Genomic DNA, 21965 nt, shown 5'->3' with positions numbered 1-21965 from the left:
TGACGGCATGGCCGTCTGGGCCGGGCGCGCCCGGGGCCGGGCCCGAGGGGCCGCCCACATCGCGCCGGCCGAAGCGGTGTCCGCCTGGAACCCGACAGCGCCTGGGCGCGGCAGGAGCTCGCCGCGATCCAGGCCGCCGCCCCCGGCGTCCGGTGGTGCTGGCCCAGGCGGTCTGGGGGGACGCTGCTCGCCGTCGTGATCGCCCTGGTCCCGTGGAGCGGACGCGGCCTGCCGCGGGTGCTGTTTAGGACCGGTCTCACACCCGTCCTCCTGACGATCCGGTTCGACCGCCCGCGCAGGCGCTGAACCGCACCCCGTCGGCCGGACCACCTTCGGTGCCGGGCGCCCGGCGTTAGCATGCCCGTGTACTGATCTTCGGAGAAGCGAACCGACCACGAGCGAACGAGGAGGCCCCGGCCATGGCGGGAGAGCCGCAGACCGACTGCCTGTTCTGCAAGATCGTCTCGGGAGACATCCCGGCGACCATCGTCCGCGAGAGCGAGACCACCGTCGCCTTCCGCGACATCAACCCCCAGGCCCCCACCCACGTCCTGGTCATCCCCAAGGTCCACTACCCGGACGCCGCCTCGCTGGCCGCCGCCGAACCGCAGATCGCCGCCGACGTCCTGTGTGAGGCCGGAGCGGTCGCGGCCGACGAGAAGGTCGACGGCAGCGGCTACCGGATCATCCTCAACACGGGCTCCGGCGCGGGACAGACCGTCTTCCACGCCCACGCCCACGTCCTGGGCGGCCGTGGCCTCCAGTGGCCCCCCGGATAGCGCCCGCCCCGTAGGAGTCTCTCGCCATGTCCGTACGCGAGCTGGTGGTGCTCGGCACCGCCAGCCAGGTCCCCACCCGGCACCGCAACCACAACGGCTATCTGCTGCGCTGGGACGGCGAGGGCATCCTCTTCGATCCCGGCGAGGGCACCCAGCGCCAGATGCTGCGGGCCGGGGTCGCCGCACACGACATCGACCGGATCTGCGTCACCCACTTCCACGGCGACCACTCCCTCGGGCTCGCCGGGGTGATCCAGCGGATCAACCTCGACCAGGTGCCGCACCCCGTCACCGCGCACTATCCGGCGAGCGGGCAGCACTTCTTCGACCGGCTGCGGTACGCCACGGCCTACCGCGAGACCGTCGAGCTGACCGAGGCCCCGGCCGCCGGAGCGGGCGGAGTCCTCGCCACCACCGGCTCGTACACCCTGGACAGCCACAAGCTCTCGCACCCCGTCGAGTCCTACGGCTACCGCCTCACCGAGCCCGACACCCGCCGCATGCTGCCCGCCCTCCTCAAGGAGCACGGCATCACCGGACCGGATGTCGGCCGCCTCCAGCGCGAGGGCGCGCTCGGCGGCGTCACGCTGGAGGAGGTCTCCGAACACCGGCGCGGGCAACGGTTCGCGTTCGTCATGGACACCCGGCTCTGTGACGGGGTGTACGCGCTCGCCGCGGGTTGCGACATGCTCGTCATCGAGTCGACCTTCCTCGACGAGGACGCGAAACTGGCCGCGGACCACGGCCACCTGACCGCCGGACAGGCCGCCGGGGTGGCGAAGGAGTCGGGCGTACGCCACCTCGTGCTGACCCATTTCTCCCAGCGCTACAGCGACCCGGAGCTCTTCGAAACCCAGGCCCGTGCGGCCGGGTTCGACGGCGAACTCACCGTCGCGCAGGACCTGATCAGGGTCCCGCTCCCCACCCGGCACCACCACTGAGATCAACCGCACCACCACTGAGAACGCCCGCACCACCACTGAGAACACCCGCACCACCACTGAGAACACCCGCACCACCACTGAGAACACCCGCACCACCGTTTGCGAGACACCGTGCACCTCCCCAAGGCAGAACTCCACCTCCACATCGAAGGCACCCTCGAACCCGAGCTGGCCTTCGCCCTCGCGGAACGCAACGGGGTGACCCTGCCGTACGCCACCGCCGACGAGCTGCGCACCGCCTACCGCTTCGAGGACCTCCAGTCCTTCCTGGACCTCTACTACGCGCTGATGGCCGTCCTGCGCACCGAGGAGGACTTCGCCGAACTCGCCGACGCCTACCTCGCCCGCGCCGCCGCCCAGGGCGTGCGGCATGCCGAGATCTTCTTCGACCCGCAGGCCCACACCGCCCGGGGCGTCCCGATCGGCACGGTCATCGGGGGCCTCGGCCGGGCGCTGGAGCGCAGCGAGGAGACCCACGGCGTCTCCACCCAGCTGATCATGTGCTTCCTGCGCGACCTCTCCGCCGCATCGGCCCTCGGCACCCTGGACGCCGCGAAGCCGTATCTGCACCGGATCAGCGCGATCGGCCTGGACTCCGCCGAGGTCGGCCACCCGCCCGCCAAGTTCCGCGAGGTGTACGAGGCGGCCACGGCGCTCGGCCTGCGCAAGGTCGCCCACGCCGGGGAGGAGGGCCCGCCCGCGTACATCCGCGAGGCCCTCGACGTCCTCGGCGTCGAGCGCATCGACCACGGGCTTCGCTGCCTGGAGGACCCGGAGCTGGTGGAGCGGCTGGTCGCCGACCGGGTGCCGCTCACGCTCTGCCCGCTCTCCAACGTAAGGCTGCGGACGGTCGACACGCTGAAGGACCATCCACTGCCGGACATGATGGCGGCGGGCCTGCTGTGCACGGTGAACTCCGACGACCCCGCCTACTTCGGCGGGTACGCCGGGGACAACTTCGACGCCGTACGGGACGCGCTCGCCCTGGACCGGGAGCAGCTGCGCACCCTGGCCCGCAACTCCTTCGAGGCGGCCTTCCTCGACCACGACGAGGAGCGCCGGGCGCGCTACCTCTCCGAGGTCGAGGCGTACGCGTTCGACTGACCGGGCCCGCTGTCCGGACCGGCCGTCCGGATCGCGCTGCGCACCAGCCGCCTGCGCCGCAGGGCCGGTACGCGAAGCTCCGTGACGGGCTGCTCCGGCGAACCGAGCTTCGGTACGGCGCCGGACAGGCTGCCGGTGGTGGCGGCCAGCAGGGCGGCCGGTGCGCCACCGCGGCGGCGCACCGAACCGGGCACCAACGGACGGCCACCGACGTGCAGCGCCACCGCGGTGACGGGCGCGGCGACCAGCAGAGTGGCCGCGCCCAGGATCAGCCCCATCACCGGGTAGCCCGCCTCCTCGGAGAGCACGCTGCCCAGCAACGGGCCGCAGGCCACCCCCAGGGAGGAGGCGGAGCCCGCCAGGACCGCCCAGCGGCCGCGGACGTCCAGCGAGGCGGCCAGACCGATGAGATAGGACAGGACCACCGGGTAGAAGGTGTTCCACAGGACCTCGCCGGTCGCGAAGGAGGCGAGGTCCCGGGCAGAGGAACTGAGCACGATGCTCCCCGCGATGACCATCGTCCCCAGCCCGATCGGCACCGCCCGGCCGAGCCGCGCGCCGAGCACCCCGGCGCCCATCACTCCGAGCAGCCCCGCGCCGAGCGCGGCCGCGAACACCGCGCCGACGGTGACCTCGGACAGCCCCGCCTGGACCACGCCGATGCGGCTGCTGACGCCCCACAGCGCGTTCTGTGCCATGGACCAGACGAGCATGCCGCCGGCCAGTACGAGACCGGAGCGCCGGTGCGGCAGCCGCCCGGTGGTCTGCGAGGGGGATTCCCCGGCCGTCGTCGCACCGCCCAGCCGGGCGGTCGCGGGCCAGACGAGCAGGGCCGCCAGGGCGATCGAGGCGAACGGAAGCCGGTGCCCGCCGCCGAGATGGGGGATGGTCAGGTAGAGGGCTCCCGCCGTGGCCGACACGGTGAGCAGGCCGAGCGAGGACGTCCGGTGCGGGTCGCGCTGCGCGGCGATCCCGGCTGCGGCGACCGCCGTCGCGGTCCCCGAGCCGAAGCCGCCGACGACCACGCCGGCCACCACCAGCGGCACGGACCCGGCCAGCGCGGCGCAGCCGTATCCCACGGCGGCCAGCGCAAGGCCGACCCGGGCCGGGGTGCGGGCCCCGTACCGCTCCACCCGGCCCGCCAGGGTGAACCCGGCACTCGCCGAACTCAGCAGCAGGGCGCTCCCGACCAGGCCCGCCTGCGCGGGACTCAGCCCGAGATGGGCGCTGAGCCGGCCGACGACGGTGGGGAGCAGATAGGCGGCGAGGTAACCGGCGGTGAACACGGCGACCAGGGGCCACGCGGCGCGGGGGCGCGAGGACATGGGCGTTCCTGAAGACATGCCTGAGCAGGCAGGGGGAGGGGAGGGGTACAGCGGCGAGGGCACAGCGGAAGGGCGGAGCAGGGCAGGGGAGGGCACAGCGAGGCGAGCGGGGAATGCGGAACGCGGAGGTTCGCAGCGAGGTGCTGGGAGATGCGGCTCTCGTCGGACAACGTCCCCGAAGGTGCGCGCGGGGCAATTTGTATCAAGCGCTTCCGGCCCCACGAAAGCCCGTCAGATGTGATCTGAGTCACTTATGGGTTTATGCGGGGAGGCCCGGGGTAGTCGCGCATGTTTATGCAGGTCGGACCGGGCGGAGCGGATCGGCGACGGCACCCCCGTTCGCGGCGCCCGATCGGGCAGACTGGCCGCACCTCACACTGTCCGGATCCCCCCGAGATCCGCCGCACGACCGGGAGCGCACGGTGAGCACAGACACTCCGGGCATCGACCCGCTGCTGGCGCTGCGCGCCCCCCGGGACCCCTTCTGCGACGTCTTCCTGACAGGCCCGGTCTTCCTCGACATCATCTTCACCGGCCTGGACAGCGCCCCCGTGCGCGGCACCGAGTCCTGGGCGCGGGGCATGGGCTCCAGCCCCGGAGGCGTCGCCAACATGGCCACCGCGCTCGCCCGGCTCGGCCTGCGTACCTCGCTCGCCGCCGCCTTCGGCGACGACCACTACGGCGAATACTGCTGGGACGCCCTCGAACAGGGCGAGGGCATCGACCTGTCGATGTCGCACACCGTCCCCGGCTGGCACTCCCCGGTCACCGTCTCCATGGCGTACGAGGGTGAGCGCACGATGGTCTCGCACGGCCACGAGGCTCCGCCGCCCACCGGAACCGGGGCGCCCGGCCCGGCCTTCCCGCAGTGCCCGCCGCGCGCCCGCGCCGCGATCGCCTCGCTCGCCCCGGGCCGGAGCGAGCCCTGGGTCGCCACCGCCGCCCAGGCCGGGGCCCGGGTCTTCGCCGACGTCGGCTGGGACGAGACCGGCCGCTGGGATCTGGAGGCCCTGCCCGACCTGGCGCACTGCGAGGCGTTCCTGCCCAACGCCGAGGAGGCGATGCGCTACACCCGCACCGACTGCCCGCTCGCCGCCGCCCACGCGCTCGCCGGACGCGTCCCGCTCGCCGTGGTCACCCTGGGCGCCGAGGGCGCGTACGCCGTCGACGGGCGCACCGGCGTCAGCGCCCAGGTGCCCGCCATCGAGGTGGAGGCGCTCGACCCCACCGGCGCCGGGGACGTCTTCGTCGCCGGGTTCGTCACCGGCACCCTCGCCGACTGGCCGCTCGCCGACCGGCTCGCCTTCGCCGGACTCACCGCCGCCCTCTCCGTCCAGGAGTTCGGCGGCTCGCTCTCCGCACCCGGCTGGGCGGAGGTCGCCGCCTGGTGGCAGCAGATCCGCACCTGCGACGACCAGGACCCCGCCGCCCTGGAGCGCTACGCCTTCCTGGACGACCTGCTGCCCACCACGGCCCGCGCCTGGCCCCTGCGGCGCGCGGTGCCCACGATCGGCTTCCGCCAGTGAGCGGGCACTTCCGGCAGTGAACGGGCGCGGGCCGTGTCGCACACACGGCCGGTAAAACCACTCTGCGTTGTCAGCGGCAGGTCGTAGGCTTGGGAATCCAGAGGTTGTCGAGCAGCGAGAACCCTGCAACGGGAGGTATGCGCAGGCCCGAGGGCCGGCCCATGACTCAGACACCCACACAGCCGCAGGCGCGTGCCCAGATCAGGATCCCGGCCGCACACCCCATGGTGATGCTCCTCGGATCGGGTGACTCGCTGTTGCGCGTGATCGAAGAGGCCTTCCCGGCGGCCGACATCCATGTCCGGGGCAATGAGATCAGTGCCACGGGCGAGGCGGCCGATGTCGCTCTCATCCAGCGCCTGTTCGACGAGATGATGCTCGTGCTCCGCACCGGAGCGCCGATGACGGAGGACGCAGTGGAACGGTCGATCGCCATGCTCAGGGCGGCCGGCAACGGACAGGGAGAGCCCCAGGGCGAGACGCCCGCCGAGGTGCTCACACAGAACATCCTCTCCAACCGCGGCCGCACCATCCGCCCCAAGACGCTCAACCAGAAGCGGTACGTCGACGCGATCGACCAGCACACGATCGTCTTCGGTATCGGCCCCGCCGGTACGGGCAAGACCTACCTCGCCATGGCCAAGGCGGTCCAGGCACTCCAGTCCAAGCAGGTCAGCCGCATCATCCTGACCCGCCCCGCCGTCGAGGCGGGGGAGCGGCTCGGCTTCCTGCCGGGCACCCTGTTCGACAAGATCGACCCGTATCTGCGCCCCCTCTACGACGCCCTGCACGACATGCTCGACCCCGACTCGATCCCGCGGCTGATGGCGGCGGGCACGATCGAGGTGGCGCCGCTGGCGTACATGAGGGGCCGCACCCTCAATGACGCCTTCATCATCCTCGACGAGGCGCAGAACACCAGCGCCGAGCAGATGAAGATGTTCCTCACCCGTCTCGGCTTCGACTCCAAGATCGTCATCACCGGTGACATCACCCAGGTCGACCTGCCGAGCGGTACCAAGAGCGGGCTGCGGCAGGTCCAGGAGATCCTGGAGGGCCTGGACGACGTGCACTTCTCCCGGCTCACCTCCCAGGATGTCGTCAGGCACAGGCTCGTCGGCCGTATCGTCGACGCGTACGAGAAGTACGACAGCCGAAACGGTCAACGGGACGGTGAGTCGGACGGCCGGGCAGAGGGCCGGGCCGACGGCCGCCGTGACCGCCGAAAAGGGAAGTAGTCGCAGCGCACCATGTCGATCGACGTCAACAACGAGTCCGGAACCGAGGTCGACGAGCAGGCGATCCTCGACATCGCCCGCTACGCACTGGCCCGGATGCGGATTCACCCGCTGTCCGAGCTCTCGGTGATCGTGGTGGACAGCGACGCCATGGAGCAGCTGCACATCCAGTGGATGGACCTCCCGGGTCCGACCGATGTCATGTCCTTCCCGATGGACGAGCTGCGTCCGCCGGCGAAGAACGACGAAGAGCCCCCGCAGGGGCTCCTCGGTGACATCGTGCTCTGCCCGGAGGTCGCGAAGAAGCAGGGTGAGGAGGCGCCGACCCAGCACTCCATGGACGAGGAGCTCCAGCTTCTGACCGTCCACGGAGTGCTGCACCTGCTGGGGTACGACCACGAGGAGCCCGACGAGAAGGCCGAGATGTTCGGTCTCCAGGCCGCGATCGTGGACGGCTGGCGCGGGGAGCAGGGGCTCACCGGCGCGTCCCCGGCCCCCACCGTCTCGTGAGCGCGCCCCTGATCACCGGTGCCGTGCTGCTGGTGATGGTCGGCTGGCTGGCCGCCTGCGCCGAGGCGGGCATCGCCCGCACCTCCAGCTTCCGGGCGGCGGAGGCGGTCCGGGCCGGTCGGCGCGGCAGCGCCAGGCTGGCGCAGATCGCCGCCGACCCGACCCGCTATCTCAACGTCGCCCTGCTGGTGCGGGTCGCCTGCGAGATGTCTGCCGGGGTGCTGGTGACGTACGTCTGCCTTCAGGAGTTCCCGGAGACCTGGGAGGCACTGGCCGTCGCGATGGGCGTGATGGTCCTCGTCAGTTACGTCGCCATCGGCGTCTCCCCGCGCACCATCGGCCGCCAGCACCCGCTGAACACGGCCACGGCCTCGGCGTACGTCCTGCTGCCGCTGGCCCGGATCATGGGGCCGATCCCGCAGCTGCTGATCCTCGTCGGCAACGCCCTGACCCCGGGCAAGGGATTCCGCAAGGGACCTTTCGCCAGCGAGGCCGAGTTGCGCGCCATGGTCGACCTCGCCGAGGCGGAGTCGCTGATCGAGGACGACGAGCGCCGCATGGTGCACTCCGTCTTCGAGCTGGGTGACACCCTGGTCCGCGAGGTCATGGTGCCGCGCACCGACCTGGTCTCCATCGAGCGCTACAAGACGATCCGTCAGGCCCTCACCCTCGCCCTGCGCTCCGGCTTCTCCCGGATACCGGTCACCGGCGAGAACGAGGACGACATCGTCGGCATCGTCTATCTGAAGGACCTGGTCCGCAAGACGCACATCAACCGCGAGTCCGAGGCCGATCCGGTCTCCACCGCGATGCGCCCCGCCGCCTTCGTCCCCGACACCAAGAACGCCGGGAACCTGCTGCGCGAGATGCAGCGGGACCGCAGCCATGTCGCCGTCGTCATCGACGAGTACGGCGGCACGGCGGGCATCGTCACGATCGAGGACATCCTGGAGGAGATCGTCGGCGAGATCACCGACGAGTACGACCGCGAGCTGCCGCCCGTCCAGGAGCTGGCGAACGGCTGCTACCGGGTGACCGCGCGCCTCGACATCGGCGACCTCGGCGACCTCTTCGGGCTCGACGAGTACGACGACGAGGACGTGGAGACCGTCGGCGGACTGCTCGCCAAGGCGCTCGGCCGGGTCCCGATCGCCGGTGCGTCGGCCGTCGTCGACCTCCCCGACGGCCGCGGGCTCCGGCTGACCGCCGAGTCCACGGCCGGCCGCCGGAACAAGATCGTCACGGTGCTGGTGGAGCCGCAGGAGAAGGGCCCCGAGGGCGAGGAGAGGGAGACGGGATGACGCCGGAGCGGCTACGGGCCTTCTGCCTGGAGTTCAACGCGAGTGTGGAGGAGTTCCCGTTCGGACCCGAGACCTCGGTCTTCAAGGTCCTCGGCAAGATGTTCGCCCTCACCGCGCTCGACGCGCGCCCGCTGACGGTCAACCTCAAATGCGACCCGGACGAGGCGATCCGGCTGCGCGGGGTGCATCCGGCGGCCGTCACGCCCGGCTGGCACATGAACAAGCGCCACTGGAACACGGTCACCGTCTCCGGAGTCCCGGACAAGCTGCTGCGCGAAATGATCGAGGACTCCTACGACCTGGTGGTCGCCGGACTCCCGAAGGCGGACCGGCTGCGGCTGGACCGCCCGTAGCGCCCCGGAGAAGCGGTCCCTGATCAGGGGTGAGGGCGCCCGGCCCGCCGGGCCCTTCGTATGCTCGTGCCATGACCGACACCACCGGCACCACCGACCTCGACGCCGAGGACCGCAAGATCGTCACACTGGCGCGCAGCGCCCGGGCCCGCAACGGAGTGCCCGAGGGCGCCGCCGTACGGGACGAGACGGGGCGTACGTACGTGGCGGGCACGGTGGCGCTCGACTCGCTGAAGCTCAGCGCCTTGCAGACCGCCGTCGCCATGGCGGTCGCCAGCGGCGCCACCTCCCTGGAGGCCGCGGCGGTCGTCTCCGCCGCCGAGACGCCCTCCGACGACGACCGGGCCGCGGTGCGCGACCTGGGCGGACCGGAGACCCCGGTGCTGCTCGCGGGCCCGGACGGCACCCTGCGGCTGCGGGTCTCGGCGGGCTGAGACAGGAGGTTCGGGGCGGGCGCGCCCGGTGCTCCGGCGCGCCCCCGCGGGCCCACTGTGCCGGAGCGCCGCCGCGATCGGGGAGAATGGTCGCCATGAGCGCTCGACCGAACCAAGAAGCCGCTGCCCCGCAGGCGGAGAACACCTCCCCCCACCGGGCCGGTTTCGCCTGCTTCGTGGGCCGTCCCAACGCGGGCAAGTCCACCCTCACGAACGCTCTCGTCGGTCAGAAGGTGGCGATCACCTCCAACCGCCCCCAGACCACCCGGCACACGGTGCGCGGCATCGTGCACCGTGACGACGCGCAGCTGATCCTGGTCGACACCCCCGGCCTCCACAAGCCGCGCACGCTGCTGGGCGAGCGGCTCAACGACGTCGTACGGACCACCTGGGCCGAGGTCGACGTGATCGGCTTCTGCCTGCCCGCCGACCAGAAGCTCGGCCCCGGCGACAAGTACATCGTCAAGGAGCTCGCGGGGATCAAGAAGACCCCCAAGATCGCCATCATCACCAAGACCGACCTGGTCGAGTCCAAGGCGCTGGCCGAACAGCTCCTCGCCGTCTCCGCGCTCGCCGAGGAGCTGGGCTTCGAGTGGACCGAGATCATTCCGGTCTCGGCGGTCAAGGAGGAGCAGGGGGCCGGACGCGCTGCCTCGGGCGAGGGCAAGGGTGATGACGGGCGAGGGGCGGGCCAGGTGGCCCTGCTCGCCGACCTCATCGCCCCGCTGCTTCCCGAGGGCCCGCCGCTCTACCCGGAGGGTGACCTCACCGACGAGCCGGAGATGGTCATGGTCGCGGAGCTGATCCGCGAGGCCGCGCTGGAAGGCGTACGCGACGAGCTGCCGCACTCCATCGCGGTCGTCGTCGAGGAGATGCTGCCGCGCGAGGACCGGCCGGCGGACAAGCCGCTGCTGGACATCCACGCCAACGTCTACATCGAGCGGCCCAGCCAGAAGGGCATCATCATCGGCCCGAAGGGCAAGCGTCTGAAGGACGTCGGCACCAAGTCGCGCAAGCACATCGAGGCGCTGCTCGGCACACCCGTCTTCCTGGACCTGCATGTGAAGGTCGCCAAGGACTGGCAGCGGGACCCCAAGCAGCTGCGCAAGCTCGGGTTCTGAGCCGGCCCTGGACCGGTGGCTCAACGCCACGGGGCTCGGAGGACGCCGCGGCCGTGCGGAGCCGCTGAGACTCCCCGGGGCCGAAGGGCGCGAGTGCGGCCCCGGGAACGGCCCCGAAGCAGCCGCGCGAGCTCGGGTTCCCGCTCTCGTACGGCACGGGTGCCGATCTCACGCGCCCTCCTTCAGGACGCGTGAGATCAGCGTGCGCTGCGCCCCGGTCAGATCGGGGTCAGCGCAGTACACGGTGCGGTCACCGGCCGTGATCTCGTACCGGAATCCGTCCGGCACCCCGGGCGGCGGCGCGTCCGGGGCGTCGGCGAGCGCCTCCTCGGCCAGCGACTCCCACTCCGCCGCGTCCGCCCGGCCCTCCGTGTCGACCTCGCGGCGGCGGGCGATGCCGGCGAAGCCGCCGGTCCGGGTGACCTGAATACGCATGGGGTCCTGTCTAGCCGGGGCCGGGTGAACGCTCAAGACCGCCTCGCGGCGCTCCTCAGGCCCGGGTCGGGACGCCCACCTCCGACCAGGCCTTGAGGACCGCCTCCCGCTCGTCGCCCTCGCCGAAGCGACTCCCCGCCGCCGCGACCGTCAGCCGGGCGAACTCCGCGAAGTCCGCGGTGGCCGTCAGCTCGCCGCCGGTCAGCACGTCGAACCAGATCTGTCCGGCGCGCTCCCAGGAGTTGCCGCCGAGGGCGGTGGCCAGGAGGTAGAAGGCGCGGTTGGGGATGCCGGAGTTCAGGTGGACGCCGCCGTTGTCCCGGTCCGTCTCGATGTAGTCCTCCATGGATCCCGGCTGCGGGTCCTTGCCGAGGAGGTCGTCGTCGTAGGCCGTGCCCGGGGCCTTCATCGAGCGCAGTGCGACGCCGCTCACCCGGGGCGCGAGCAGCCCCGCCCCGATGAGCCAGTCGGCCTGTTCCGCGCTCTGGCCCAGCGAGTACTGCTTGACCAGCGCGCCGACGACGTCGGACACGGACTCGTTGAGCGCGCCGGACTGGCCCTCGTAGCGCAGGTTGGCGGTGTACTGCGTGAGTCCGTGGGCCAGTTCGTGGGCGATCACGTCGACCGCGACGGTGAAGTCGAGGAAGATCTCGCCGTCGCCGTCCCCGAAGACCATCTGCTCGCCGTCGAAGAACGCGTTGTTGTACTCCTGGCCGTAGTGCACGGAGCCGATCAGCGGCAGGCCCTTGCCGTCGATGGAGCTGCGGCCGTATGCGGAGAGCAGCAGCTCGAAAGTGGCGCCGAGCCCGGCGTACGCGCGGTTGACGCTGGCGTCGGAGGTGGGCTTGTCGCCCTCGTCGCGGACCGTGACGCCCGGCAGTGCGGTGCGGTTCTCGCAGTCGTACACCGTGCGGTGCGGCCTGGTCGGGACGGCGCCCGCGCTCGGGGCGGCGGGGGCGGCGGCCAGCGCCGTCGTCCGGCGGCGGTCGCGGCGCAGGCCGTCGGCCTCCAGAGTTCGGCGGGCCGGCTCCGCGAGCCGGGCGTCGGCGGACCGGGCCAGGTGGTCGAGGACGTGGGGCGGAACGATGGTGCAGAAGACGGGGTGGAGCTCGCCGTCGGTTCGAAGGTGCATGCCTACGACTGTGGCACTACGTCACCACGCTGTCACTGGTTGCGACGACGATTGACGAAATGGAGTGATGAGTCACTGTTTACCCGTCATCGGCGGCCGGTCCCGCATACTGATACGCACCGACACCACGGGCCACACTCGGTTACGCTCGTCGCATCATGCGTTTCGGGCTGCTTCTCCTTAGCTGCCGCGGCGAGGGCCTGTAGTCGTAGGCCGACCCCCTCCCCGCGGAGTCTGGTGTGCAGCGACACAGTCGGCCGACCCCTTGTCGGACCCCGAGGAGCCCTACGTCATGACCACCGTGAATCCCGCCGGTAACGCTGTCGGCCGCCCCACGCCGATCACCAACGCGACGCAGCTGCAGAAGCCTTCCGGGATGCCGGTCCACAAGTACGGCCGATACGAGGCCGTCGACATCCCCGACCGCACCTGGCCCGACAACCGGATCACCGTGGCGCCCCGCTGGCTGTCCACCGATCTGCGCGACGGCAACCAGGCGCTGATCGACCCGATGTCCCCGGCCCGCAAGCGCGAGATGTTCGACCTGCTGGTCAAGATGGGCTACAAGGAGATCGAGGTCGGCTTCCCGTCCTCCGGCGAGACCGACTTCAACTTCGTCCGCTCCATCATCGAAGAGGGCGCGATCCCCGAGGACGTGACGATCTCCGTCCTGACGCAGGCCCGCGAGGAGCTGATCGAGCGGACCGTCGAGTCGCTGGTGGGCGCCCGCCGCGCCACCGTGCACCTGTACAACGCCACCGCCCCCACGTTCCGCCGGGTCGTCTTCCGGGGTTCGAAGGAGCAGGTCAAGCAGATCGCGGTGGACGGCACCCGGCTGGTCATGGAGTACGCCGAGAAGATCCTGGGCCCCGAGACGGTCTTCGGCTACCAGTACAGCCCGGAGATCTTCACCGACACCGAGCTGGACTTCGCCCTGGAGGTCTGTGAGGCCGTCTGCGACGTGTGGCAGCCGGAGGAGGGGCGCGAGATCATCCTCAACCTGCCCGCCACCGTGGAGCGTTCGACGCCCTCCACCCACGCGGACCGCTTCGAGTGGATGTCCCGCCACCTGACCCGCCGCGAGCACGTATGCCTCTCGGTCCACCCGCACAACGACCGGGGCACCGCCGTCGCCGCCGCCGAGCTGGCCATCATGGCGGGTGCCGACCGCATCGAGGGCTGCCTGTTCGGGCAGGGCGAGCGCACCGGCAACGTCGACCTGGTCACCCTGGGCATGAACCTGTTCAGCCAGGGAGTGGACCCGCAGATCGACTTCTCGCAGATCGACGAGATCCGCCGCACCAGCGAGTACTGCAACCAGATGGAGATCCACCCGCGCCACCCCTACGCGGGCGATCTGGTCTACACGGCCTTCTCCGGCTCCCACCAGGACGCCATCAAGAAGGGCTTCGACGCCATGGAGGCCGACGCGGCCGCCCAGGGCAGGACGGTCGACGAGATCGAGTGGGCCGTGCCGTATCTGCCGATCGACCCGAAGGACGTCGGTCGCTCCTACGAGGCCGTCATCCGCGTCAACTCGCAGTCCGGCAAGGGCGGCATCGCGTACGTCCTGAAGAACGACCACAAGCTGGACCTGCCGCGCCGGATGCAGATCGAGTTCTCCCGGATCATTCAGGCCAAGACCGACGCCGAGGGCGGCGAAGTCACCCCGGCCCAGATCTGGACCACCTTCCAGGACGAGTACCTGCCCAACCCGGACGACGCCGAGGCCCGCTGGGGACGCATCCAGCTGCGCTCCGGCCAGACCACCTCCGACACCGACGGCACCGACACCCTGACCGTCGAGGCGGTCGTGGACGGCTCCGACACCGTCCTGACGGGCTCCGGCAACGGCCCGATCTCCGCGTTCTTCGAAGCGCTGCAGGCCATCGGCATCGACGCCCGGCTGCTGGACTACACCGAGCACACGATGAGCGAGGGCGCCAGTGCCCAGGCCGCCTCGTACATCGAGTGCGCGATCGACGGCAAGGTCCTGTGGGGCATCGGCATCGACGCCAACACCACCCGCGCCTCGCTCAAGGCCGTCGTCTCCGCGGTCAACCGCGCGGCCCGCTGACCGGCTGAGGACCTCCTCGTACGGACGTCCGGTTCGACCCTGTACGGCCGCATTGCCGAGCCCCGATCGCCCTCTCCGGGCGGTCGGGGTTCGGCCATGTCCGAGGGTTGTGACGTCCGAGAGGCTGACGCCACATCACGGATGTGGCTAACATCACGTCCAACCCACGGCAGTGTTGCCGGAGCGTCACGGAGGTGTGCGACGTGCGATCAGTCAAAGGACAACGCGCTCTGAGGCCGGTCCTCTGCGGCGTTCGCACCGTCTGGAACACCGTCGGCGACGGCTCCTTCTTCTGCCCCGGCTGCGGGGGAGACCGCAACTACCGCCGGCTCACCGGCCACCGCCGCCTCACCGTCCTCGGCGTCCCGCTGCTCCGCCGCGGCGAGACCGGGCCCGTCGTCGAGTGCGCCGCCTGCCGCGCCCACCACGCCCCCCAGGCGCTGGACCACCCCACCACCACCCGGTTCTCCGCGATGCTCCGCGAGGCCGTCCACACGGTCACGCTGGCCGTCCTCGCCGCCGGCGGCACCACCTCCCGTACGGTCCTGGAGGCCGCGGTCTCCACCGTGCGCGACGCCGGGCTCGACGACTGCACCCAGGAGCAGCTGTACACCGTGGTGGAGGTGCTGGCCGCCGACACCGGCCACGGCTCCGGGGCCGACCCGGCGGCCGAGGCGTGCGGCCCGACCCTCGCCATCGAGCTGCACGAGGTGCTGGCCCCGCTGGCCCCGCATCTGGCCACCGCGGGCCGCGAGTCCGTACTCCTCCAGGGGGCCCGGATCGCGCTCGCCGACGGCCCCTACTGCGCCGCCGAACGCCAGGTGCTGACCACGGTCGGCCGCGCCCTCCAGCTCCCCGCCGACGACACCGCCCGCCTGCTGGCCGCGGCCGCCCGCACGCCCTCATAGCCCCCGTACACCCCTCGTGGACCGGGAGAACGGCCCAGGGGCCTCCGCCGCCGGCCCCCGGTGGGCGACAATGGGCCCATGAGCTTGTTCCGGGACGACGGCATCGTGCTGCGTACGCAGAAACTGGGCGAGGCCGACCGGATCATCACGATCCTGACCCGCGGCCACGGCCGGGTCCGCGCCGTCGCCCGGGGGGTGCGCCGCACCAAGTCCAAGTTCGGCGCCCGCCTTGAGCCCTTCTCCCACGTCGACGTGCAGTTCTTCGCGCGCGGCAGCGAGCTCGTCGGCCGCGGGCTGCCGCTCTGCACCCAGAGCGAGACGATCGCCCCGTACGGCGGCGGCATCGTCGCCGACTACGCCCGCTACACCGCGGGCACCGCGATGCTGGAGACCGCCGAGCGGTTCACCGACCACGAGGGGGAGCCGGCGATCCAGCAGTATCTGCTGCTCGTCGGCGGCCTGCGGACCCTCGCCCGGGGCGAGCACGCCCCCCACCTCATCCTGGACGCGTTCCTGCTGCGCTCGCTCGCGGTCAACGGGTACGCGCCCAGCTTCGAGGACTGCGCCAAGTGCGGAATGCCCGGTCCGAACCGGTTCTTCTCCGTCGCGGCGGGGGGCGTCATATGCGGTGACTGCCGGGTCCCCGGCAGCGTCGTACCCTCGGCACAGGCCCTGGGCCTGCTGAGCGCGCTGCTCAGCGGCGACTGGGCGACGGCGGACGCGTGCGAGGCGCGTCATGTCAGGGAGGGGAGCGGGCTGGTGTCCGCCTATCTGCACTGGCATCTGGAGCGCGGACTGCGCTCGCTGCGGTACGTGGAGAAGTGACGTGGTGCGTCGGACAGACGACGCGGTGCGTGGACAGGACCCACCCCCTCAATTGCCGGTGGGTCCAAGTGACACAGGGAGACTGAGAAGCTCATGGCAGTACGCGGGATCCTCGGCGGCCGTAACCGGCGCACGTACAAGACCCCCGAGCCGCACCTTTCGGGCGCGACGCCCCCGAAGATCCCCCGCGAGCTGGTGCCCGAGCACGTCGCCGTCGTGATGGACGGCAACGGCCGCTGGGCCAAGGAGCGGGGTCTGCCGCGCACCGAGGGCCACAAGGTCGGTGAGGGCGTGGTCATGGACGTTCTCAAGGGCTGTATCGAGATGGGCGTGAAGAACCTCTCGCTGTACGCCTTCTCCACGGAGAACTGGAAGCGCTCGCCGGACGAGGTGAAGTTCCTGATGAACTTCAACCGCGACGTGATCCGCCGCCGCCGTGACGAGATGGACGAGCTCGGCATCCGCATCCGCTGGGTGGGCCGCATGCCCAAGCTGTGGAAGTCCGTTGTCCAGGAGCTCCAGGTCGCCCAGGAGCAGACCAAGGACAACGACGCGATGACGCTGTACTTCTGCGTCAACTACGGCGGCCGCGCCGAGATCGCGGACGCCGCGCAGCGCATCGCGCAGGACGTGGCGGCCGGGAAGCTCGACCCGTCGAAGGTCAACGAGAAGACGTTCCAGAAGTACATTTACTACCCGGACATGCCGGACGTGGACCTCTTCGTGCGTCCCAGCGGCGAGCAGCGCACCTCGAACTACCTGATCTGGCAGAGCGCGTACGCCGAGATGGTCTTCCAGGACGTTCTGTGGCCGGATTTCGACCGTCGGGACCTGTGGCGGGCCTGCCTGGAGTACGCCCAGCGCGACCGCCGCTTCGGCGGTGCGGTGGAGGCGGAAGCCGCCAAGTGATCACGCAAAGGGGCGGGCCCGGTACGCATACCGGGCCCGCCCCTTCCTGATGTCTCCTACGCCTTCTTCTCGGCGCACTCCGCACACGTCCCGAAGATCTCGACAGTGTGCGCGACGTTGACATAGCCGTGCTGGGCGGCGATCGTCTCGGCCCACTGCTCGACGGCCGGGCCCTCGACCTCCACCGCCTTGCCGCAGAGCCGGCAGACCAGGTGATGGTGGTGGTCACCGGTCGAGCAGCGCCGGTAGACGGCCTCGCCCTCGGTGGTGCGCAGCACATCGACCTCGCCCGCGTCGGCGAGGGACTGAAGGGTCCGGTAGACCGTGGTCAGGCCCACGGAGTCGCCGCGGTGCTTGAGGACGTCGTGCAGCTCCTGGGCGCTGCGGAACTCGTCGACCTCGTCGAGCGCCGCCGCCACCGCCGCCCGCTGCCGGGTGGACCGGCCGCGTACCGGCGCTGCGTTCGTGCCACTGATCGGCGCCGTGGCCACAGGTGCCTCCTCGTGTCGCCCGTACATGTGTCGGGCCATTGTGCCAGCCCGCCCGGGTGCCTCAGGCGCACACGTACGGTGTGACGCCGTCACACGTGCACGGTGGGACGTCGTCACACGTGCACGTCGTCCGTGCCCCGGCGGGCGGCCGGTACCTCCAGGGTGCACTCTGCCTCCCTCGCCGCGCTCGCCCGGGCCCGGTGTTTCGCGAGCGGAGCGGCGAGCGCGGTCAGCGCGACGAATACCGCGATGGCCAGCAGCACGATGGTCGCGCCCGGCGGAACGTCCTGGTAGTACGAGGTCACGGTGCCGGTCAGGGTCACCGCCGTGCCGATCGCCACGGAAAGCACGAAGGTCACCTTGAAGGACTTGGTGATCTGCTGGGCGGCCGCCACCGGCACCACCATCAGCGCGCTGACCAGCAGCAGCCCGACGACCCGCATCGCGACGGTCACGGTCACCGCGGCCACGACCGCGACCAGCAGGTTCAGCACCCGCACCGGCAGCCCGGTCACCCGGGCGAACTCCTCGTCCTGGCTGACGGCGAACAGCTGCCGCCGCAGCCCCACGGTGACCAGCACCACGAAGGCGGCCAGCGCGCAGATCGCGATGACGTCCTCGTCGGAGACCGTGGAGAGCGATCCGAAGAGGTATGAGGTCAGGTTGGCGTTGGAGCCCGTGTCGGACAGGTTGATCAGCATCACGCCGCCCGCCATACCGCCGTAGAACAGCATCGCCAGGGCGAGATCGCCGCGCGTGTGTCCGTACCAGCGGATCAGCTCCATGACGACCGCACCGGCCACGGCGACGGCGGTGGCCATCCACACGGGGCTGGTGGAGAGCAGGAAGCCGAGGCCGACCCCGGTCATCGCGATGTGCCCGATGCCGTCGCCCATCAGGGCCTGCCGGCGCTGCACCAGGTAGATGCCGATGGCGGGCGCGGTGATGCCGACCAGGACGGCCGCGATGAGCGCCCGCTGCATGAAGGGAGGGTTCAGGAATTCCAGCATCATCAGGTCAGCAGTCCCGTCCGGACCGGCTCGGCGGCCGCATGGGGGTGTACGTGGTCGTGGCCGGGCAGGGCGTGCTGGCCGAGTGCCTCGGGGGGCGGGCCGTCATGCGTGACGCAGCCGTCGCGCAGGACGACGGCCCGGTCGATGAGGGGCTCCAGCGGGCCCAGCTCGTGCAGCACCAGCAGCACGGAGGTGCCCAGCGCCACCTGCTCGCGCAGAGTCGAGGCGAGGATCGCCTGGCTGGCCAGGTCCACCCCGGCCATCGGCTCGTCCATGATCAGCAGCTCCGGCTCGGCGGCCAGGGCACGGGCGATCAGGACCCGCTGGTGCTGGCCGCCGGAGAGGGCGCTCACGGAGTCCTTGGCGCGGTCGGCCAGGCCCACCAGCTCGATGGCCCGGTCGACGGCCGCCCGGTCCGCCTTCCCCGGCCACCGCAGCTTCGTACGGGCGAGCCGCCCGGAGGCGACGACCTCACGGATCGTGGCGGGCACCCCGCCCGCGGCCGTGGTGCGCTGCGGGACGTAGCCGACCCGGCCCCAGTGGCGGAATCGGCGCAGCTCCGTGCCGAACAGCTCGACGGTGCCGCCGGTCAGCGGGACCTGGCCGATCGCGGACCGTACGGCGGTGGACTTGCCGGACCCGTTGGCCCCGAGGAGCGCGACGACCTCGCCCCGGCGCACGGTGACGTCCACCCCGCGAAGGACGGGGCGCGCGCCGAGGGTGGCCGTGGCGCCGCGCAGGCTCAGGACGGCCTCGCGGGTGGTGCTCTCACCCTCTGCCATGAGTGCCTCCGATCCGGTGGTGGTGCGGGTCCTGATGGGGGTGTGGGGCCCGGTGGTGGTGCCGGGCCCGGTGGTGGTGCGGGTCACTTCGCGCCGAGCGCCTTCTTCAGCGCGGTCAGGTTGGACTGCATGACCTCGAAGTAGTCAGCGCCCTTGGACTTCTTCGTGATTCCCTCCAGCGGGTCCAGGACGTCGGTCTTCAGCCCGGTGTCCTTCGCGAGGGTCTTGGCGGTCTTGTCGCTGGCGAGCGTCTCGAAGAAGACCGTGGTGGCCTTCTCCTTCTCCGCGATGGTGTGGAGCTCCTGGATACGGGCCGGGGTCGGCTCGGCCTCGGGGTCGATGCCCGCGATGCCCTGCTGGGTGAGCCCGTAGCGCTCGGCGAGGTAGCCGAAGGCGGAGTGGGTGGTGATGAAGGTCTTGGTGGCGGTGTTCTTCAGCCCGGTCTCGTACGCCGTGTTCAGCTGGTTCAGCTCGGTGACCAGGGCCTCGGTGTTCTTCTGGTAGTCGGCGGCGTGGTCGGGGTCGGCCTTCTCCAGGGACTTGCCGACACCCTTGGCGACCTCGGCGTACTTCACCGGGTCCAGCCAGACGTGGGGGTCGCCGCCCTCCTCGCCGTGGTTGTGGCCGTCGCCCTCGGAGTGCTCCTCGTGGGCTTCCTCTTCGTGGCCGTGCTCGTCCTCGTGGCCGTGCTCTTCTTCGCCTTCGTGGCCGTGATCGTGGCCGCCGACCTCGGCTCCGTGGTCCTCCAGCGCGGTGAGGGTCGCGGCGTCGACGGTGTTCTTCACACCGGACTGCTTGATCGCGTCGTCCACGACGGGCTGGATGCCCTTGAGGTACAGCACATAGTCGGAGTCGCTGATGGAGCCGATCTGGCGCGGGGTGAGTTCCAGGTCGTGCGGTTCGACGCCCGGCTTGGTGAGGCTGGTGACGGCGACGTGCTCGCCGCCGATCCGCTCGGCCAGGAACTGCATCGGGTAGAAGGACGCCGTCACCTTCAGCTTGTCACCGCTGCCGCCGCTGCCCCCGTCCGCCGCGTCGGAGGTGGAGCAGGCCGAGAGAGCGGTCAGACCGAGGACGACTGCTCCGGCGACGGCGGTGGTGGGTATCAGACGACGTACGTTCATGACAGTCATTTTCAACAAATGTGGAAACGATTGTCAACAAGGCAGATGAGATGCCCGGAAGATCACATGGCGGAGGCGGCGGAGTCCTGCGCGCCCCCACCGATTTGATCCAGGGGGTGCGCGCGCCGGTAATCTGAAGCATTCGCCCGCCCGTCTCCCGACCACCACCCCCCACCGAGGCGCTACGCGCCGCACCTGTCCAATTTCGCCGTCGTAATGAAGAGAGCACCGTGGCCGCCGACAAGATCGACACCATCGTCAGCCTGAGCAAGCGCCGTGGCTTCGTCTACCCCTGCAGTGAGATCTACGGTGGTCAGAAGGCCGCCTGGGACTACGGGCCGCTGGGCGTGGAGATGAAGGAGAACCTGAAGCGTCAGTGGTGGCGCTACATGGTCACCGCGCGCGAGGACGTGGTCGGTATCGACTCGTCGGTCATCCTGGCCCCCGAGGTCTGGGTCGCCTCCGGCCACGTCGCCACTTTCTCGGACCCGCTCACCGAGTGCACCTCCTGCCACAAGCGCTACCGCGCCGACCACCTGGAGGAGGCGTACGAGGAGAAGCACGGCAAGCCGCCGGTCAACGGCCTCGCCGACCTCAACTGCCCCAACTGCGGCAACAAGGGCACCTTCACCGAGCCCAAGCAGTTCTCGGGTCTGCTCTCCACCCACCTCGGCCCGACCCAGGACTCCGGCTCGGTCGCCTACCTGCGCCCCGAGACCGCCCAGGGCATCTTCACCAACTTCGGCCAGGTGCAGCAGACCTCGCGCAAGAAGCCGCCGTTCGGCATCGCGCAGATGGGCAAGTCCTTCCGGAACGAGATCACTCCGGGCAACTTCATCTTCCGGACCCGCGAGTTCGAGCAGATGGAGATGGAGTTCTTCGTCAAGCCGGGCGAGGACGAGGAGTGGCAGCAGTACTGGATGGACCAGCGCTGGAACTGGTACACGGACCTCGGCATGCGCGAGGAGAACATGCGCTGGTACGAGCACCCGCAGGAGAAGCTGTCCCACTACTCCAAGCGCACCGCCGACATCGAGTACCGCTTCCGCTTCGGCGGCAGCGAGTGGGGTGAGCTGGAGGGCGTCGCCAACCGCACCGACTACGACCTCAAGGCGCACTCCAAGGCCTCGGGCACGGACCTCCAGTACTACGACCAGGAGGCCAACGAGCGCTGGACGCCGTACGTCATCGAGCCCGCGGCCGGTGTCGGCCGCGCGATGCTGGCGTTCCTCCTCGACGCCTACGTCGAGGACGAGGCGCCCAACGCCAAGGGCGTCATGGAGAAGCGCACCGTGATGCGCCTCGACCCGCGCCTGGCGCCGGTCAAGGTCGCGGTCCTGCCGCTCTCCCGCAACCCGCAGCTCTCGCCGAAGGCCAAGGGCCTGGCGGCCGACCTGCGCAAGAACTGGAACATCGAGTTCGACGACGCGGGCGCCATCGGCCGCCGCTACCGCCGCCAGGACGAGATCGGCACCCCGTTCTGCGTCACCGTCGACTTCGACACCCTCGACGACAACGCGGTGACCGTGCGCGAGCGCGACACCATGAAGCAGGAGCGCGTCTCCCTGGACCAGATCCAGGCGTACCTGGGCGCCCGTCTGCTCGGCTGCTGACGGCTCCGTACGCTTCCGTAC

General features: G+C 70.7%; 22 protein-coding genes. 15 read left to right on the top strand and 7 right to left on the bottom strand.

Features of this window, described 5'->3' with window-relative positions; translation table 11 throughout:
• Positions 1–419: 419 nt before the first annotated feature.
• The 3 genes from CIB93_RS01870 (at position 420) to CIB93_RS01860 (ending at position 2827) form a co-directional block, all read left to right on the top strand.
• Positions 420–779, top strand: a complete 360-nt coding sequence (locus CIB93_RS01870) for a histidine triad nucleotide-binding protein (protein WP_096623315.1) — start codon at positions 420–422, stop codon at positions 777–779.
• A 26-nt stretch (positions 780–805) separates the two neighbouring features.
• Positions 806–1720, top strand: coding sequence for a ribonuclease Z (locus CIB93_RS01865; RefSeq protein ID WP_096623313.1), 915 nt, complete (start codon positions 806–808; stop codon positions 1718–1720).
• 114 nt (positions 1721–1834) lie between these two features.
• A complete protein-coding gene (locus tag CIB93_RS01860) occupies positions 1835–2827 on the top strand; it encodes an adenosine deaminase (RefSeq protein ID WP_096623311.1) in 993 nt (330 codons plus the stop codon).
• Here CIB93_RS01860 and CIB93_RS01855 read toward each other — a convergent pair.
• A complete protein-coding gene (locus tag CIB93_RS01855) occupies positions 2791–4152 on the bottom strand; it encodes an MFS transporter (RefSeq protein ID WP_096623309.1) in 1362 nt (453 codons plus the stop codon). The genes CIB93_RS01860 and CIB93_RS01855 overlap by 37 nt on opposite strands.
• Positions 4153–4574: 422 nt before the next feature.
• Here CIB93_RS01855 and CIB93_RS01850 point away from each other — a divergent pair, with 422 nt between their 5' ends.
• The 7 genes from CIB93_RS01850 to CIB93_RS01820 all read left to right on the top strand — a co-directional run bounded on the left by CIB93_RS01850 (position 4575) and on the right by CIB93_RS01820 (position 10635).
• Positions 4575–5678: a carbohydrate kinase family protein gene (locus CIB93_RS01850; RefSeq protein ID WP_096623307.1), complete on the top strand. Its 1104-nt coding sequence runs from the start codon at positions 4575–4577 to the stop codon at positions 5676–5678.
• Between the two features lie 161 nt (positions 5679–5839).
• On the top strand, positions 5840–6916 hold the full coding sequence (locus tag CIB93_RS01845) for a PhoH family protein (protein ID WP_096623305.1): 1077 nt from the start codon (positions 5840–5842) through the stop codon (positions 6914–6916).
• 12 nt (positions 6917–6928) lie between these two features.
• Positions 6929–7426 (top strand): rRNA maturation RNase YbeY, encoded by a 498-nt coding sequence (gene ybeY, locus CIB93_RS01840; RefSeq protein WP_096623303.1) that lies wholly within the window; start codon positions 6929–6931, stop codon positions 7424–7426.
• The gene (locus CIB93_RS01835; RefSeq protein ID WP_096623301.1) at positions 7423–8727 is read left to right on the top strand and encodes a hemolysin family protein; all 1305 of its coding nucleotides are present in this window, start codon (positions 7423–7425) and stop codon (positions 8725–8727) included. Before ybeY ends, CIB93_RS01835 begins: the two co-directional genes overlap by 4 nt.
• A complete protein-coding gene (locus tag CIB93_RS01830) occupies positions 8724–9080 on the top strand; it encodes an MmcQ/YjbR family DNA-binding protein (protein WP_096623299.1) in 357 nt (118 codons plus the stop codon). Before CIB93_RS01835 ends, CIB93_RS01830 begins: the two co-directional genes overlap by 4 nt.
• Positions 9081–9151: 71 nt before the next feature.
• Positions 9152–9514, top strand: coding sequence for a cytidine deaminase (locus CIB93_RS01825; RefSeq protein ID WP_096623297.1), 363 nt, complete (start codon positions 9152–9154; stop codon positions 9512–9514).
• Positions 9515–9600: 86 nt separating this feature from the next.
• Positions 9601–10635 carry a GTPase Era gene (locus CIB93_RS01820; RefSeq protein WP_179499920.1) on the top strand — a complete coding sequence of 345 codons (1035 nt, stop codon included), beginning with the start codon at positions 9601–9603 and terminating at the stop codon, positions 10633–10635.
• Between the two features lie 168 nt (positions 10636–10803).
• On the opposite strand, the gene CIB93_RS01815 is transcribed toward CIB93_RS01820, so the two are convergent.
• Together CIB93_RS01815 and CIB93_RS01810 are read right to left on the bottom strand one after the other, a co-directional pair.
• Positions 10804–11070: a protealysin inhibitor emfourin gene (locus CIB93_RS01815; RefSeq protein ID WP_096623295.1), complete on the bottom strand. Its 267-nt coding sequence runs from the start codon at positions 11068–11070 to the stop codon at positions 10804–10806.
• Positions 11071–11125: 55 nt separating this feature from the next.
• A complete protein-coding gene (locus CIB93_RS01810) occupies positions 11126–12202 on the bottom strand; it encodes a M4 family metallopeptidase (RefSeq protein ID WP_096623293.1) in 1077 nt (358 codons plus the stop codon).
• A 292-nt stretch (positions 12203–12494) separates the two neighbouring features.
• Between CIB93_RS01810 and leuA the strand changes: the two genes are divergently transcribed.
• The 4 genes from leuA (at position 12495) to CIB93_RS01790 (ending at position 16921) form a co-directional block, all read left to right on the top strand.
• Positions 12495–14279 (top strand): 2-isopropylmalate synthase, encoded by a 1785-nt coding sequence (gene leuA / locus CIB93_RS01805; protein ID WP_096623291.1) that lies wholly within the window; start codon positions 12495–12497, stop codon positions 14277–14279.
• Between the two features lie 203 nt (positions 14280–14482).
• Positions 14483–15187 carry a TerB family tellurite resistance protein gene (locus CIB93_RS01800; protein WP_096623289.1) on the top strand — a complete coding sequence of 235 codons (705 nt, stop codon included), beginning with the start codon at positions 14483–14485 and terminating at the stop codon, positions 15185–15187.
• Between the two features lie 78 nt (positions 15188–15265).
• Complete coding sequence (recO, locus tag CIB93_RS01795; protein ID WP_096623287.1) at positions 15266–16012, top strand: DNA repair protein RecO; 747 nt, start codon at positions 15266–15268, stop codon at positions 16010–16012.
• 93 nt (positions 16013–16105) lie between these two features.
• A complete protein-coding gene (locus tag CIB93_RS01790; protein WP_096623285.1) occupies positions 16106–16921 on the top strand; it encodes an isoprenyl transferase in 816 nt (271 codons plus the stop codon).
• Positions 16922–16977: 56 nt separating this feature from the next.
• Here the strand turns inward: CIB93_RS01790 and CIB93_RS01785 are convergent, their stop codons facing one another.
• From CIB93_RS01785 to CIB93_RS01770, 4 genes are all read right to left on the bottom strand, one after another.
• A complete protein-coding gene (locus tag CIB93_RS01785) occupies positions 16978–17412 on the bottom strand; it encodes a Fur family transcriptional regulator (protein WP_096623283.1) in 435 nt (144 codons plus the stop codon).
• A gap of 113 nt (positions 17413–17525) precedes the next feature.
• On the bottom strand, positions 17526–18425 hold the full coding sequence (locus CIB93_RS01780) for a metal ABC transporter permease (RefSeq protein ID WP_096623281.1): 900 nt from the start codon (positions 18423–18425) through the stop codon (positions 17526–17528).
• Positions 18425–19207: a metal ABC transporter ATP-binding protein gene (locus tag CIB93_RS01775; RefSeq protein ID WP_096623425.1), complete on the bottom strand. Its 783-nt coding sequence runs from the start codon at positions 19205–19207 to the stop codon at positions 18425–18427. Before CIB93_RS01775 ends, CIB93_RS01780 begins: the two co-directional genes overlap by 1 nt.
• Positions 19208–19290: 83 nt before the next feature.
• Positions 19291–20331: a metal ABC transporter substrate-binding protein gene (locus CIB93_RS01770; RefSeq protein WP_096623279.1), complete on the bottom strand. Its 1041-nt coding sequence runs from the start codon at positions 20329–20331 to the stop codon at positions 19291–19293.
• 230 nt (positions 20332–20561) lie between these two features.
• On the opposite strand from CIB93_RS01770, the gene CIB93_RS01765 reads away from it, so the two are divergent.
• Entirely contained in the window at positions 20562–21944 is a 1383-nt protein-coding gene (locus CIB93_RS01765) for a glycine--tRNA ligase (RefSeq protein WP_096623277.1), read from the top strand.
• Positions 21945–21965: the final 21 nt, after the last annotated feature.

The sequence above is a fragment of the Streptomyces sp. WZ.A104 genome, assembly GCF_002382885.1.
Lineage (GTDB): Bacteria > Actinomycetota > Actinomycetes > Streptomycetales > Streptomycetaceae > Streptomyces.
This window is presented reverse-complemented; position numbering and strand designations above follow the sequence as displayed.

Bases quoted from the DNA above. Each gene is read 5' to 3' on its own strand.
- CIB93_RS01870 (WP_096623315.1), top strand. From the start codon at position 420: ATGGCGGGAGAGCCGCAGACCGACTGCCTGTTCTGCAAGATCGTCTCG.
- CIB93_RS01865 (WP_096623313.1), top strand. From the start codon at position 806: ATGTCCGTACGCGAGCTGGTGGTGCTCGGCACCGCCAGCCAGGTCCCC.
- CIB93_RS01855 (WP_096623309.1), bottom strand. From the start codon at position 4,152: ATGTCCTCGCGCCCCCGCGCCGCGTGGCCCCTGGTCGCCGTGTTCACC.
- CIB93_RS01845 (WP_096623305.1), top strand. From the start codon at position 5,840: ATGACTCAGACACCCACACAGCCGCAGGCGCGTGCCCAGATCAGGATC.
- ybeY (WP_096623303.1), top strand. From the start codon at position 6,929: ATGTCGATCGACGTCAACAACGAGTCCGGAACCGAGGTCGACGAGCAG.
- CIB93_RS01830 (WP_096623299.1), top strand. From the start codon at position 8,724: ATGACGCCGGAGCGGCTACGGGCCTTCTGCCTGGAGTTCAACGCGAGT.
- CIB93_RS01825 (WP_096623297.1), top strand. From the start codon at position 9,152: ATGACCGACACCACCGGCACCACCGACCTCGACGCCGAGGACCGCAAG.
- CIB93_RS01820 (WP_179499920.1), top strand. From the start codon at position 9,601: ATGGTCGCCATGAGCGCTCGACCGAACCAAGAAGCCGCTGCCCCGCAG.
- CIB93_RS01815 (WP_096623295.1), bottom strand. From the start codon at position 11,070: ATGCGTATTCAGGTCACCCGGACCGGCGGCTTCGCCGGCATCGCCCGC.
- CIB93_RS01810 (WP_096623293.1), bottom strand. From the start codon at position 12,202: ATGCACCTTCGAACCGACGGCGAGCTCCACCCCGTCTTCTGCACCATC.
- leuA (WP_096623291.1), top strand. From the start codon at position 12,495: ATGACCACCGTGAATCCCGCCGGTAACGCTGTCGGCCGCCCCACGCCG.
- recO (WP_096623287.1), top strand. From the start codon at position 15,266: ATGAGCTTGTTCCGGGACGACGGCATCGTGCTGCGTACGCAGAAACTG.
- CIB93_RS01790 (WP_096623285.1), top strand. From the start codon at position 16,106: ATGGCAGTACGCGGGATCCTCGGCGGCCGTAACCGGCGCACGTACAAG.
- CIB93_RS01780 (WP_096623281.1), bottom strand. From the start codon at position 18,425: ATGATGCTGGAATTCCTGAACCCTCCCTTCATGCAGCGGGCGCTCATC.
- CIB93_RS01775 (WP_096623425.1), bottom strand. From the start codon at position 19,207: ATGGCAGAGGGTGAGAGCACCACCCGCGAGGCCGTCCTGAGCCTGCGC.
- CIB93_RS01770 (WP_096623279.1), bottom strand. From the start codon at position 20,331: ATGAACGTACGTCGTCTGATACCCACCACCGCCGTCGCCGGAGCAGTC.